Below are 13,506 nucleotides of genomic sequence, written 5' to 3'. Positions count from 1 at the left end.
GGTTTTTCTTCTGGCTTAACTTCTCCGCCAGTGTTTGGTTTTTCTTCTGGCTTAGTCTCTTTCTCTTTTTCTATTACATTAATAGAATTAAATAAAAACTGGCTATATTGTTCGCGTGTTACAACTGATGCTGGTGAATACATATTACCACCTGTACCAATCGTAACTCCCTTCTCTTCTAAAGCACCTATTGCCTTATACGACCAAGAGTTTTTATCAACATCTACAAATGATGTATTTTTAGTTCCCTCAAATTTGAAAGCATTTGTAAGTACCTGCGCCATTTGTTCGCGAGTTAAGATATCATCCGGGCCAAATTTCCCTTCTCCATACCCCTTAATAATACCAACTTTAGCAAGTGCTAGAATCTCTTTTTCAAACATATGCCCTTTAATATCGCTAAATGGGTTTTTGAAATTACCCGCATCCGCTGGCTTTAAGTAGTTATAGATCATGCGAGCAACTTGGCCACGAGTTACATTATCGCCAAAACCAAACTGTCCATTACCGTAACCAGCAACAATATTTCTATTCGCTAAGTTTGTGATTGCTTTAGTCGCCCAGTGGTTATTTGGTACATCATAGAATGATATAGTATCAGCTTTAACTTCAGCTGGCTTGATATGGTCAACATTGATTCCCATACCCGTTCCCATCATTGTTAATGCTGCTGTTGTAGTTAGAATTGTTTTTTTCATGATTAATCCTCCAGTTTAATATTTCATCTTAATATACCTATAATACAAAATATATTACCACTGTAACAATACTAGCGACATAAAACCAGCAATTATAGAGATTGCTGCCGGAAAACGGTAACTCATACTGATTATTTTCAAACCTTCTGTTGTTAGTTCAATGCTAATCTTCAGAAATTTAAAGGAATGGTAGCCGCTTATTGTTCTGGTAAATATATATTTTTTTACAAACAATAAAATCACAATTAACCCATATATTACTGCTGATAAAATGAATACTGTTACATGTAATAAAATCGGTATCAATAGCCAATGTATCTTCAAAGACCCTAAGATATATAAATACATAGATGAAATCACTATCATTTTTGTATCTCCAGGCGAAAACTTAGCCAGTGGCATTTTTTCTCTAATTAACACACCAATTATTAATGCAACAATTGCGATTACGAGTAGAGCTAACACATTCTTATTCTGAATTACACAAAGAACTATTGAAAGACTAAAAAATATTAAGTGCCAATAGTTTTTAGTAATCAGATACTTTAAATCCATAAAAACATTTAAACTCATGTAAACTGTATATAATATCAAGGTGTTCACGAATTTTTAACATCACCACCTATAAAATCTAATTTCTTATAATTAGCGATTTTGAAGTCTACTTGAGAATAATCAATTTGTATAAAGTAAAAGAATAAAATTTTGTCAATTATGGCTAGATTGACGACCTCGTATGAGGCTGTTATAAGTTATTCCCACTCTAACTTATAACAGCCTCACACAGCACAACGTTTTCGGCATGTACGAAGAACCTCGTATATCTACCTTTTGATATTGATCGCTTCATCGAAACGTCTTCTTGGGATATTTCTCACGATTATATCAATCAGATCATCGATACACTGTTAAATTACGGCCACAGATGAGTTTTAAGTTCCACTCACCAAACTCTACTCGTCGACCTAACCCTCTAGTGACCATATCAAGGGCGGCACGCAATATTCATTTATCAAAGGATCAATTTGTGCTGTTTACAAAATTCCAAGTGGAATCCCCACCAAAAGATATTACATTCAAACGGAATCTTAAAATACTCTCACAGCACACTTCAAAATCGCTAAACTTCAACTTACTCTGCAATCTTTTTGGGTTTTCTTATCGCTACAAGTTCATCTTCTGGATTTTTCCTTTTAGCAATAAGGTTATTATTTTTATCCACTACTGATCGTACCTTATAATATACTTGGGCTATTTTTACGATCTCCCCTGTTTTATTTTCGATAGCGACAGCACCTTTTAACTGATATGTTTTCCCATCAAAAGTTTTTACAGAGTGAGCTTTACAAGATACATCATAAAATGTAAGCCTACTTTCTTTTTCCATAAACTCCCCCCTTTGAAGGTATTTACTATCAATAAAAGAAAAATAATAATAAAATAATATTTTTTTATCTTATCAATGCTTATAAACTCTTCTTATCATTTACAATAGAAAAGTGTATACATAATGATAAAATTTAAATATTTTAAAGCGATTAGCTAACGAGGGTGTTCATCCTCAAGTTTGGCATAATATGAACTAGATTCGAACAGTCTTTCAAGAGGCTCTTTTAAGTATGTACTTATTTTCCTAGCCCTTTTAGCATTAACACCACTTCTGCCTATTTCAATGCTATAAAGAGTGTTTTCAGGAATATCAGTACCCTTAGAAACTTCTTGTACAGTTAGATCTTTTTCTTCTCTAACTTTTCGTAAAACTGTTGAATTAGTTTTATTTGACAAAGCCAAATGCTCACCTCCTTGTCTATATTCTATTTGATTATTAATCAAACATCAACAGTTAGAAGAACATTTTTATTCCAACGGAATAAAACAAGTGAAGTGACTTCAACTAATCGCAATAAAGTACGAAAGGTTGATTGGATTGGAAGACAACATTTTTGGTAGAAATTTAAGAAATTTAAGGAATTTAAAGGGGTTAAGCTTAAACGCATTAGGTAAAGAACTTGGCGTAACAGGAAGCGCCATATCTTCTTGGGAACTTGGTAATAAAGAACCAAATTTCGATATGTTAATAAAAGTAGCTAATTATTTCAAAGTTAGCATCGATTATATGTTAAACCACCAAGTTTTTGATAATGAAGCACAAAAGAAAGAAGTAGTCTCTCAATTGGCCAATGAAATATATGAAAGATACAAGAATATTCCAGATAGCAAAAAACCTATGGTTAAACAAGAATTAATCAAATATGTCAATTACTTAAATTTCACGGCACATGCTGAAGATGAAGAATTAAAAAAAATAAAAGAAAACAATGAAGATCATAACGAAAAATAAATGGGTAGGGTATCTGTTTCAGGATACTCTACCCTTTATTTTCAAATTGTTGAAGTACATCTAGAATCTCATAGAAAAATTCTACTGGATTTTCTTGATTATTCAGTACGTCTTCAAACAAGTCTTTTTCTATTTGTTTTTCAATGAACTGCTGATCAATTTCTTTAAATTGCATAAATCTCCCTCCACTGAATATTACATTTAATCAGATTACGGAATTCATTTAAATTCGGCATAGAAATTATGGTGACATTAAATACTAAATACGTTAAATAAAAATATGACGATTGAACGATATTGTTTGTACAATTGGATGTCGTTCAACCGTCATACAAATAGCTATTCTTTCATAAGCTCTTCGGTCTTTATCCCAAGAGCTTCAGCTATTTTCTTGATATTTTGATAAGTAGGGTATTTTCTTTCCCCACTTTCAATTTGAGAAATAGTCGGTTGTGGAACACCGGATTTTTTTGCTAAATCTAATTGAGTCCAGCCTTTCTGCAACCTTGCTTCTCTTATCATAGTTATCATTGTACTCAGCCCCTTAATATTCGATATCGAATAATTAAATTACTGTATATATGATACGAGCCTAAAATAAATTCGGGAAGGGTTAAAAAAACACCCCTTCCCGAACCGTGATTTAAATGTTACGATATAATGTTTTTACGATTTTTAAACTATCACTTTTTTATTTTACTATTAATCATTTTAAATTGTTTTTTTATAGTTTCTACTGATTTAAACAACATATCAGCGATTTGATTCTTATTTAAGCCTTTTTCTTTTAACTTATATACTTCCCTCTCCGAAGGTGTTAAAACACTCATTTTCCTTTCCGTCTTCAAAGCATTAACAAGTGTAAAAGAAACATCCGAATGAATACTTACCTTACCTTGATATGCATCTCTAATTGTGCCTGGAATGTCTCTATATGAGGTTTTAGTCACATAATTTATAGCGCCATTATCGAATGCTTCCAAAATAATTTCTTGTTCTTCCCAAGAAGTCAACATGATAATATTTTTAAAGCCTCTATCATTCCAATGATTTGCAACCTCTAATCCATTTAAATTTTCATTATCACTTGAATCAGATAATGTTAAATCCAGTAGTATCACATCTATATTTTCGATATTTATTGAAAAAGCCTCTTCTTTTGTCGTAGCTTTTTCAATAACTGTTAAATCATTTTCCTTCTCTATATACTCACACAAACATTTCATCCATACTGGATCATCTTCAACAACGGCCAATCTAATTATAGTCATCCCTTACGATCTCCCATCTATATTAAATTGTTCATTAATTTTAAGAACCCTCCTGGCTGGAAGTGACAAAGTAAATGTAGTCCCTTGATCAACTTTACTCTTAATAGAAATATCGCCACCATGCTTCTGCATTACGTTATAGGAGTATGTAAGACCTAATCCATAGTTTCCTTTCGTACCTTTGGTACTAAAGAAAGGATTTAGTACCTGATCTAGTTTGTCTTTTGGAATCCCTTTCCCACTATCAGTAATATCTATATATACTTTTCGTCTAGTTTTATAAAGCTTAACTAATAATCTCCCGTCATTACCCATTGCTTCTAAAGCGTTCTTAATGATATTTAATAAGGTTTCTTGTATATGTATGGGATCACCGTGTACTTTTACATCTACTTCATACTGCTTAATAACCTGTACATTTGAATTTAAATACGGTTGAAGCAAAGCTAATGTAGATTCAATATTATCTGATAGCCAAAATTGTGATTCCTTTAAATTCATAACGTCTAATTTACTTTGGATACGAGCTGAAAGTTCTAAAACATGTTGAGTACTATTAAGGGCTAACTCTATACTCTCATTAGCTTTTTCAGTTAAATTATGTTCTTTTAACTGACTGACTAAAAAATCAATTTTTGCTATTTCATTTTTGATCGTATGATTCAATAATGCGGTTCCAGATGCAACAGCCTTCATAGTGGTATCTCTATGCTGCCTTTCGAAACGAATTTTAACATCTAAAAAACCATATCTTATAATAAGGTACCCAAATATAACAAACTGAAAGGCAATAACCAATGGATTATAAAACCATATATCCTTTATACCCAAAGCTTCCAAAATAATATTTGTAACCAAGGCAAAAGTATTTACCGGAAGAATAACTACACATGTAAATATTTTATTTTTCTTTATAGCTGGCCTTGTCTCGCGAAAGGTAGAATAAATCATTAATATATTTGTTCCCATAACATAAGGAACTGTCCAATAAGCCAAAATGACATAATGGGTTTTAAACTCAGGATATATTTGATCAATACTATACATATAGAAGACTGGAATTAAAAAGAATACATTCCTTAGTATTCTTTTTAGATGTGAATTAGTCCTAAACACTCCTGAAAACACAACTCCAAACATCCAGATAGCATAAGGCGTTAAATAATGTCCCCATGATGTTGCAATTGCATCTATCCATAAAATTAATTCTGGACGATCTGGCCCTATTCCGAGCATCACTCCTAAACCGCCAAATCCACCAAACAGGGCAATTGCACTCGCCCACCGTGTTTCTTCATTTTTAGGATTAGTTAGAAATAATATGGCTGCCATCATCCACAGCAAAAACACCAGTACTATCATATACACACCCCAATATTATTCGTTTTCAAATATTCGTTTTCGAATAAATCCAATAGTGTCCAATGCAATTTGTTTTCTTTTAAGTACAATTCCAGCATGACCACAGTTATATATATATCGCGTAGGTTTATTCCATGCTTCCCAAAGATAACTTGTATCCTTCATATGTACGTATTGATCATACTTTGCTGAAATCAATAGAATATTCTTGTGATTCATTATTGGAGTAGCTTGACTTGGTTCGGTAATTTCCCAACTCTCCACGAGTTCTTCATATGTAACACCATGAACAGACAAATCCTTTTTAATATATTTCCCTGGATTTGTATTCCAGATTGAATATGAAAGACGATTTGCATAAAAAACAGAGGTCAATACATCAATTTCCGGTTCAACTAATGCCGTTAAATTAGTAATAAAACCACCCAAACTCACACCTATTAAAATTACAGGTCCTTTTTTATTCTTCTTGATCCAATGAATCAAGCCTCTTAGATCAACAACCGCTTGTTGTGTAGATTTGACAGTACGTTGTATGTTCGCACTTACCATATACTCACCACTAAACAATGATTCTTCCGGTTCTCTAGCAAAATGATAAGGTAGAGTAAAATAATATAAATTCCAATCTAAATCTATCATTTTTTCATGAAAGATTTTTTTCACACGTTCATTACTATCCATACGCCAGCCATGAACAAAAATAACATTAGGCGCATCCTCATTTTTATTTAAATAAGCTTCACCGCTTACCAGATCATTAAACGGGTTGCCGCTTTCTTTTAGACTTTGATATTCAAATTTAGCGATTTTATATTTTTGTAAATCCGACACTTCATTATAAAATTGAATATCAATTGAGTGATCTACTTTATAAAACTCTTTAATATCTTCAGAATCCATCTCCGGAACCCCCGAAAATTGGTATTCCTTGCTTCTTTTTTTATGCAAATCATAAAGCGCGCATAAATCTATTAACTTTGAAAATAACAATTTTATTATCCCTCCAAATATCTTTAAATAAAAAAAGCTCGCTAACTATAAAAAAGTATTTTTCCTTAAAGAAATACTAGATTATAATTGCTCTGCTCGTCAGACCTTAACATTGTATAATTTGTACTCTATTAAATCAAAAGGGATAAATCCCCTTAATTACCTTAATAAGTTTATTAATGGAGATTTTTTTTGAGAATTAATCAAACGGAAGAAATAGACTTTTCAATGAGTTGATATTTCATGAAAAAAAGATAAAATATATAACTAGAAATATATAATCCAAAAAGAGATTTATGTTATAGTTATTTCATATAAAAAGGAAATTAAGTTCAATTTATAAAAAAAAAAGACAAAAAAATAAAACTCCACCCACCGTTTTCAATTGATTTCTAGTTTGGCGACTGTATCAATTGAAAACCCACGTTAGCAGAGTTTTTTCACAAAATTTATTTTATGGTTAAATTATATCATAAGTAATGAAGTTTTGTGAACAAAAAACTCGCTAATTTTCCGATACTGGGCTGGAAATATTAGGGAGGTTTTTTCGTGTTATTAAAAAATTTTTTATTAAGCAAAGCAAAATCAGAATTAAGTCCTCAACTTCACCATCTTTCAAAAACACCTGGTGCTATTAATAAAGCAATTAAAAAGGTCATCAAAGAAATTGATAATATTGTTTGGGACCTAGAAGGTGTTACCACTAAAGAATTTCTTGAAACAACTCGTAGATATCAAGCTCTTGAAACAGTTTTATCTTTCCTAGTGCAAGAAGGATATTCTCAAGTAAGACAAGACTATATCAGCAAGAAATCAGGAATTTCAAAACCTCTAATTAATGAAATCATCGCATGGCTAGAAGAAATAGGTGTATGCCAACAAATTAAAACACGTAGAGAAGGAAAAAAGGCTCCATCTGTATATATTTTAGCGATCCATTCAAATTACATACAAATCATTGAGTACTTTAGAAAAAAATGGGCTTTAGCAATTGAAGTAACAGATACATTTTCTAAACTATTACAAGAAAAAGTACTCAATAAAAAGCAAACTGAAGAACCTAAAGAAGAACAGCTAAATAACAATAGACAACAAGGAGTTCATCATTTCAATTTAGATTCAAGTTCTGAAATACCAAAGAAACTCCAAGAACATGCAAGCTCTGACCAAATTGATTTATATGAGTATGCAAAAAAACGTTTTAAAAACAATAATCATGTAACTGAAGAAGATTGTTACAAAATAGCTATTAAAATGCCAAAATCTATGGATAAAGTACAATTTGATGCTTTCTGTGAAACTTTAGAATGTTTAAATGTACAAGCATCATCTATAGACCATATTGCTGCATGGGTAGAAGAAGCATATATGATTAAATATAAAGACCATTTAAATAAACAAAAACGTCATGACCAAACGGAAGTAAAGCAAAATAGATTTAACCTTATTGGAAATCTTGATGTATTTACAAAAGCTTTAGGAATTACATATAGATAGCCTTTTTTAATATATTTATATTGAGCCTTGCAAAAAAATAAGGGGTATGCAAGGCTATTTGTTGTGTCTAAAAACTAAATTGGTATATATTTTTCTTCAAAGAATCTATCATATATATCATTATGCTCATAAAAATAGGCAAACACTCTTTCATTCATATGGATCATCTATTATCTACCACAAAATTAATTAAGCAATTTAAACCTCTAGCACTTCTCCTATACTCCCTATATTCCCTATATTTCGCTATTCTTTTTATCTGTTAAACTCTGCAAAACTGGCCTTACTTCCCTAATATTCTCTTTTATTATTGAATATTCGATAATATAGAATGTTGACTTAGAAAATTACTTAGGAATTTACTTTGTAATTTACTAAGTGTAATCGCCAAAAAACCTTGATACTAAAGGTCTAATTGCATCTTTTTTTTTCCTAATGTATTTATTGTTTTTATTGGTTTTATTTTTAAAACAAGAAGTAATAAATACAGATTTTATATCACCATTTTAGATTTGCTTTTTTTATTAGATAAGATATCAATAACAGAAGGTAAAACTTAAAGATTTAAACATCTTCCCTAATATTCGCTAAACCTCATATTCTGCATTTCAGCAAACTAATAGTATTTTCCCTATAAAACTACAAAAAACCTCTTACAAGCCAATCTACGAGCTTAAAACAATATATATTTGTATTCTCTCTTTCTATACATAAGATTTCACATTATGAAGGGTCTTTTTATAAAACAGAATTCAGAAATTAGGAAGTGTATTGAAGTTATGTATATCCTCATAATTGAAATCTAAACAGATTACTATTTAACAACTAAAAAGAACCTGTTGAATAACCAGAACATAACCTATATCTACAAAAAGAGTATTTAAAAGTTATTCAATCGTACACCAACAACATTTCTTACCTATCCGATAATCATTTTGTACCTTTCGATAATCATTTAGTTATTTAAAAGTAATTAAAAAGTAATATTTTTGTGGTTTTATAATCATTTTATGGTTGCTTAGACTCTTAGAACATGGTAAAATATAATTAAGTTATTAAATAGTAATTTTTTTGTAATGTTATCGTATTTAAATAGTTTTCATAAAATAATAAAATAGTTATTAAAAGGAGAGATATTTGTGAGTGTACTATGCAACTTAAAAGCTGATATTGGAAATAGTAAAGTAAAGTTCAAAATTGATGATAAGGTTCAAAAAATCCCTAGTGTATACAAACGTTTATTTAAACCTCTTACTCCAAGCGAAACAGATATCGAGAAGTGTGTTGTGAATTTATTAGATGACTTAAACGTACATATTACAAGTTCTTCAATTAAGCGTAGTGGTCAATTTTTAGTAGGTAAACGTGCTATGAATTTCGCTAAGGATACTACAACAATGGACATTGAAGAAGGCGGAAAACATGAAGACGATCTGCCAATTATTCATCTAGTTAGTATTGTTGCTGCAAAGGCGATTCAAAAGGAATTTGGAGAAACTAGAGAGTTACCAAAAACACTGGATGTAAAGGTGAATTTAACTACAGCTATTCCAGCAAGTGAGTGGAAACCAGAACATGCTAGGGAATTAGAAAGAAGATTTGTAGAAAAATCACATATTGCAATTGTAGATGTTGCTGAAGAAAAGGTTACTGTTACAGTTACCTTTGAAAAAGTAAGAGTAACACGCGAAGGAATCCCGCCATTATACCGAATGATCCGCGCGATTGCCGATGGCGATCATAAAATGTTTAGTAGATATGTGGAATTTTGTAAAAACGAACTAATGTATAGTGAAGAACAGATTCAAAATCTATTAACAGTAGAAGTATTCTCGAAGAAAAAAATTCTTCATGCTGATGTAGGTGATGGAACAACAGAATATATCTATACAGACGGATTGAATCCAATTCCTGATTCATGTACGGGTGAACGTAGAGGAATTGGCCATGCTTTACTAGAAGCAATCGCTTTATTGCAAGAAAGTAGACCGGGATTTGGAGAGTTGACTCGACAACAATTCGCCGAAATTCTATTAAATACAGAGCATAAGTTCCATAAAGAATCACAAGAATTTTTCTATGAAACTCGCTTTGTTCAAGCTGAAAACATTTTACGTGATATTCGTAATAAATACAGAAATAATACAGCTAGTGAAGCTGAAGTAATTGCAATCTATGGTGGAGGTTCAATTGCATTAGAAGATGATTTAAAAAATGAATTAATATCATTCTGTAAGAAAAACAAATTGGAATTACTATGGATTCCAGCTGAATATGCGGTGGATATGAACATTGAAGGTTTAGATGTACTAGCAAATGAAGTGTTAGCTTAGGTAGGTGCTAAATTATGAAGGAAAAAAAACCAGAACAATATGGATGGAAACTAAAAAAGGTAAATGATCCTGATTTTTGGGCCTGGTATGAAAAGCAAGATAATATAGGCGAATCACTAATTACCTTGGCACAATTTTTTATAAAGCAATATGGTGTATTGGATGTAAAAAGTTTTGAAGCACAACAAGCAATGCATAGAGATTTATTGTTGAAAGATGAATTTTATCAAGAATTTAATCAAATGAAAGCTTTATTACATGGTAATGCTGCTATGACTGTTCCTAATATGCCTGTTGAAAAACCTTCTGTTGAAAAAGTCGCAACTCCTGAAAATCATTCTGTAGAAAAAAAGAATGTAAGTGAACAGAAAATAGAAACAGAAGTAAAACAAGAAAAATCAAAAGGTAGTTTATTTGGGGCCGTGGATCAAAATAGTATCCTTTAAAAGCTATTATGAATGACTTAAATAAGCTTATATTTTCTTTTGAAAAGCATGAAAAAATAAACAAAAAAATAATAATCAGCACTAGGAGGAAAATGCTAGTTGTCCGTTAAGGGCAACTAGCATTTTCTATATAAGAGAACTATAGGGAGTATAGCTGCTGTGACAATATGGGTTACTGTAAAGAGTAATTATATAGAGAGAATATATAAGAAGATAATATATGTACAATATATGTGATATATATACTATGAAAGGAACGATGGATGGTGTTTCGTACCGAAATACGAAAGATGTTGAAATGTGATTAGATGATGAAATATGGAATGAATGGGCTGCCGGCCGCCGCGGATTTACTGTAGTTAAAAGACTAATAGCCTTTCGATTAGTTACGGTATTCTACGAATACAGTTACTATCTCAAGGATAACTTCAGTAATCTTGATCTTTATAAGAATTAGAATCTACCTTGATATAATAGGATTTTAGTATAGAATGACCATAGGAATAGGTACAGAACTAATTTACAAGTATTCTTACGCCTATTCCTATAGCTATTCTATTCATTTCTATAGTAATTCCATAAGTAATTCTTAAATATATTCTAAACTTATTCCTTAGTATATTCTGTTTGAAATATCGAAGATATTATTAAAAAAATTGATGTTTCCATCACTGATCCACTTCGATATTAATGCGAATAAAGGGTTAAATGTAATCATGAAACATTCGTATTAAAAATAAATTGAATTTTCAGAACCGACCACGTAATGGGACTAAAATGACCTATGATTACGAGTAAAGAAAACATATCCCCTCATTATTTTAGATGATGCTTCGCGACGAAAAAACAAGAAATGAGGAAGAAGAACATAGGAGGGATAAGAAACCCCTATTGCTTAATGTAAGATTTTTAGCGTATAATTGCGGTACACGATTTTTAGAAAAGAGAGGTATATAGAAATGAATTACGAAACAAGTGTTATCATGTTTTTGTCTTCACTTAAGAGTCGTGGACGCAAAGAATCTACTCTCCAAAGATATCAATACGATCTATCAATTTTTGTCTCCTGGATCAAAAAAAGACACCCATTACCTTCTCAAGAAGTCTTTCAATCTTTCGATACAAATACATTGTTTAGTTTCTTAAATACTCTTAAAAGAGATCGTGGAGCGTCTACATCTAACATAAAAAGGATTAAAGGAGTTGTAATTAACTTTCTACAGTTTCATGGTAATACAAGCGATTTAAAAAGTGATGTTGCCCCTCCACCCCTTACATCAAAAAACTTCGCTTCTGACAAGGAAATACGCAAACTAATGCGCACTATAAAAAGTTTAGATGGATTATCAGAATACCAGGCATCCGGAAGAATACACATCTTGAACCGAAATATCCTGTTAGTCCGTTTCATGCTAAAGTATGGTTTATCTATTCAGGACATCATTTCGCTATCCATGCACGATTTAAAACTTAGTGAAGGTATTATTACCCCAGGACAAACAAGTGCGTTCAAACGCGCCGTGAGGCTATCAAAAAAAGATAGAGAATTAGTCCTAGACTATTTAAATGACATTCCAGAAACTGTACGACCAAGACAACAAAGTGACGATCCGTTGTTTGTAGCTTTTGATTTCGGGCCACAAACATTTCGATGGAATTATGAAAAAGATGCTCCTGCAGCTCTAACAAAAATCAGTGTCCAACGGATGCTACAAAAAGAAATTAAACGTGCAAATATTCATGTCACTCCTACAACGTTACGGAATCGTTGGATACTAAACGCCTTACAAAAAGGAATGACACCTGTTGAAATTAAGTTACACCTTGGTTTGAAAAGCATAGAAGCACTACATCGTTATATAGTTTTTTGGGAAGGATTAGGGGCTCAACCTAAATACGGTACATGAAATTTTAATCAATAGAAAAGGTTTTCTTGATTAAAATTAATTAAGAAAACCTTTTCATCGAAATCGATAATTCTTTCTCCTGTTTGACATGTTATGATTAGAGCAACAGATATCGATATCGTTTGTAAAAACATTTGAAAAGGAGAAAAGATTATGATGATAACAGATCATATAAAAGTAACAATAATAAATAGTATTATGGATTCATTTAAACAATTTAATATAAAAATGGGAGATGCATGTGCTTATACTTCATATTTAACAAGGGATTTGCTCAAAGAAAAATACAATATAGACTCACAACTAGCAGCTGGAGAATTACACTTTGCTCCGCCAATTAACATAGCATACCTTTGGAATCCAAAACACGAATTTCATATGTGGGTAAAACTAAATGGTGAAATCATTGATATTGCTGTTGGCGGTCTTAAACAAAGAAAAGAATTTCAACCAGGCGGAAAATATTATAAGTATAGAAATGAAGAATTCTATACTATATGGGATAATCCATCCGAAATTAACAGAATTTACAGAGAAATAGAGGGTGGTGTGAAACAAATAGATTCACCTGTTGATGCGGAAGATTATAAAAAGCTTTATACATACGCAAGTAACTTAATAGATTCGAAGAATTATAGATAACAACCGTTTTAAATGA

Annotated in this window: 15 protein-coding genes; 6 read left to right on the top strand and 9 right to left on the bottom strand. The window is 31.4% G+C overall.

Annotated features, from left to right (window positions below):
* The 4 genes from BLT20_RS28750 to BLT20_RS28735 all read right to left on the bottom strand — a co-directional run.
* Positions 1–698, bottom strand: a 698-nt coding sequence (locus BLT20_RS28750; RefSeq protein WP_073340378.1) for an S-layer homology domain-containing protein, incomplete at its 3' end; no start/stop codon positions are given.
* A gap of 54 nt (positions 699–752) precedes the next feature.
* On the bottom strand, positions 753–1,271 hold the full coding sequence (locus BLT20_RS30855; protein WP_016097469.1) for a hypothetical protein: 519 nt from the start codon (positions 1,269–1,271) through the stop codon (positions 753–755).
* 559 nt (positions 1,272–1,830) lie between these two features.
* Positions 1,831–2,085, bottom strand: coding sequence for a hypothetical protein (locus BLT20_RS28740; protein ID WP_000410279.1), 255 nt, complete (start codon positions 2,083–2,085; stop codon positions 1,831–1,833).
* Between the two features lie 155 nt (positions 2,086–2,240).
* Positions 2,241–2,489 (bottom strand): helix-turn-helix transcriptional regulator, encoded by a 249-nt coding sequence (locus tag BLT20_RS28735; protein WP_061112679.1) that lies wholly within the window; start codon positions 2,487–2,489, stop codon positions 2,241–2,243.
* A 136-nt stretch (positions 2,490–2,625) separates the two neighbouring features.
* Between BLT20_RS28735 and BLT20_RS28730 the strand changes: the two genes are divergently transcribed.
* A complete protein-coding gene (locus BLT20_RS28730) occupies positions 2,626–3,039 on the top strand; it encodes a helix-turn-helix domain-containing protein (protein WP_061685288.1) in 414 nt (137 codons plus the stop codon).
* 28 nt (positions 3,040–3,067) lie between these two features.
* On the opposite strand, the gene BLT20_RS30690 is transcribed toward BLT20_RS28730, so the two are convergent.
* From BLT20_RS30690 to BLT20_RS28710, 5 genes are all read right to left on the bottom strand, one after another.
* A complete protein-coding gene (locus BLT20_RS30690; protein WP_001159719.1) occupies positions 3,068–3,214 on the bottom strand; it encodes a hypothetical protein in 147 nt (48 codons plus the stop codon).
* A 164-nt stretch (positions 3,215–3,378) separates the two neighbouring features.
* Complete coding sequence (locus tag BLT20_RS28725) at positions 3,379–3,570, bottom strand: helix-turn-helix domain-containing protein (protein ID WP_061685289.1); 192 nt, start codon at positions 3,568–3,570, stop codon at positions 3,379–3,381.
* 152 nt (positions 3,571–3,722) lie between these two features.
* A complete protein-coding gene (locus BLT20_RS28720) occupies positions 3,723–4,310 on the bottom strand; it encodes a response regulator transcription factor (protein WP_061685290.1) in 588 nt (195 codons plus the stop codon).
* A 3-nt stretch (positions 4,311–4,313) separates the two neighbouring features.
* Positions 4,314–5,672 carry a sensor histidine kinase gene (locus BLT20_RS28715; RefSeq protein WP_061685291.1) on the bottom strand — a complete coding sequence of 453 codons (1,359 nt, stop codon included), beginning with the start codon at positions 5,670–5,672 and terminating at the stop codon, positions 4,314–4,316.
* Positions 5,673–5,687: 15 nt separating this feature from the next.
* Entirely contained in the window at positions 5,688–6,665 is a 978-nt protein-coding gene (locus BLT20_RS28710) for an alpha/beta hydrolase (RefSeq protein ID WP_073340373.1), read from the bottom strand.
* Between the two features lie 549 nt (positions 6,666–7,214).
* Here BLT20_RS28710 and BLT20_RS28705 point away from each other — a divergent pair.
* The 5 genes from BLT20_RS28705 to BLT20_RS28680 all read left to right on the top strand — a co-directional run bounded on the left by BLT20_RS28705 (position 7,215) and on the right by BLT20_RS28680 (position 13,490).
* The gene (locus tag BLT20_RS28705; RefSeq protein ID WP_061685293.1) at positions 7,215–8,162 is read left to right on the top strand and encodes a hypothetical protein; all 948 of its coding nucleotides are present in this window, start codon (positions 7,215–7,217) and stop codon (positions 8,160–8,162) included.
* A 1,139-nt stretch (positions 8,163–9,301) separates the two neighbouring features.
* On the top strand, positions 9,302–10,495 hold the full coding sequence (locus BLT20_RS28700) for a ParM/StbA family protein (protein ID WP_061685294.1): 1,194 nt from the start codon (positions 9,302–9,304) through the stop codon (positions 10,493–10,495).
* Between the two features lie 14 nt (positions 10,496–10,509).
* Positions 10,510–10,941, top strand: coding sequence for a hypothetical protein (locus tag BLT20_RS28695; protein ID WP_061685295.1), 432 nt, complete (start codon positions 10,510–10,512; stop codon positions 10,939–10,941).
* Between the two features lie 959 nt (positions 10,942–11,900).
* A complete protein-coding gene (locus BLT20_RS28685) occupies positions 11,901–12,848 on the top strand; it encodes a tyrosine-type recombinase/integrase (RefSeq protein WP_061685296.1) in 948 nt (315 codons plus the stop codon).
* 153 nt (positions 12,849–13,001) lie between these two features.
* Entirely contained in the window at positions 13,002–13,490 is a 489-nt protein-coding gene (locus tag BLT20_RS28680; RefSeq protein WP_061685297.1) for a hypothetical protein, read from the top strand.
* Positions 13,491–13,506: the final 16 nt, after the last annotated feature.

This window comes from Bacillus sp. cl96, assembly GCF_900100505.1.
Lineage (GTDB): Bacteria > Bacillota > Bacilli > Bacillales > Bacillaceae_G > Bacillus_A > Bacillus_A cereus.
This window is presented reverse-complemented; position numbering and strand designations above follow the sequence as displayed.

What these genes read in the sequence shown, in the direction of transcription:
- BLT20_RS28685 (WP_061685296.1), top strand. Translation starts at nt 11,901, where the DNA reads ATGAATTACGAAACAAGTGTTATCATGTTTTTGTCTTCACTTAAGAGT.
- BLT20_RS28715 (WP_061685291.1), bottom strand. Translation starts at nt 5,672, where the DNA reads ATGATAGTACTGGTGTTTTTGCTGTGGATGATGGCAGCCATATTATTT.
- BLT20_RS28725 (WP_061685289.1), bottom strand. Translation starts at nt 3,570, where the DNA reads ATGATAACTATGATAAGAGAAGCAAGGTTGCAGAAAGGCTGGACTCAA.
- BLT20_RS28695 (WP_061685295.1), top strand. Translation starts at nt 10,510, where the DNA reads ATGAAGGAAAAAAAACCAGAACAATATGGATGGAAACTAAAAAAGGTA.
- BLT20_RS30690 (WP_001159719.1), bottom strand. Translation starts at nt 3,214, where the DNA reads ATGCAATTTAAAGAAATTGATCAGCAGTTCATTGAAAAACAAATAGAA.
- BLT20_RS28720 (WP_061685290.1), bottom strand. Translation starts at nt 4,310, where the DNA reads ATGACTATAATTAGATTGGCCGTTGTTGAAGATGATCCAGTATGGATG.
- BLT20_RS30855 (WP_016097469.1), bottom strand. Translation starts at nt 1,271, where the DNA reads ATGAGTTTAAATGTTTTTATGGATTTAAAGTATCTGATTACTAAAAAC.
- BLT20_RS28740 (WP_000410279.1), bottom strand. Translation starts at nt 2,085, where the DNA reads ATGGAAAAAGAAAGTAGGCTTACATTTTATGATGTATCTTGTAAAGCT.
- BLT20_RS28680 (WP_061685297.1), top strand. Translation starts at nt 13,002, where the DNA reads ATGATGATAACAGATCATATAAAAGTAACAATAATAAATAGTATTATG.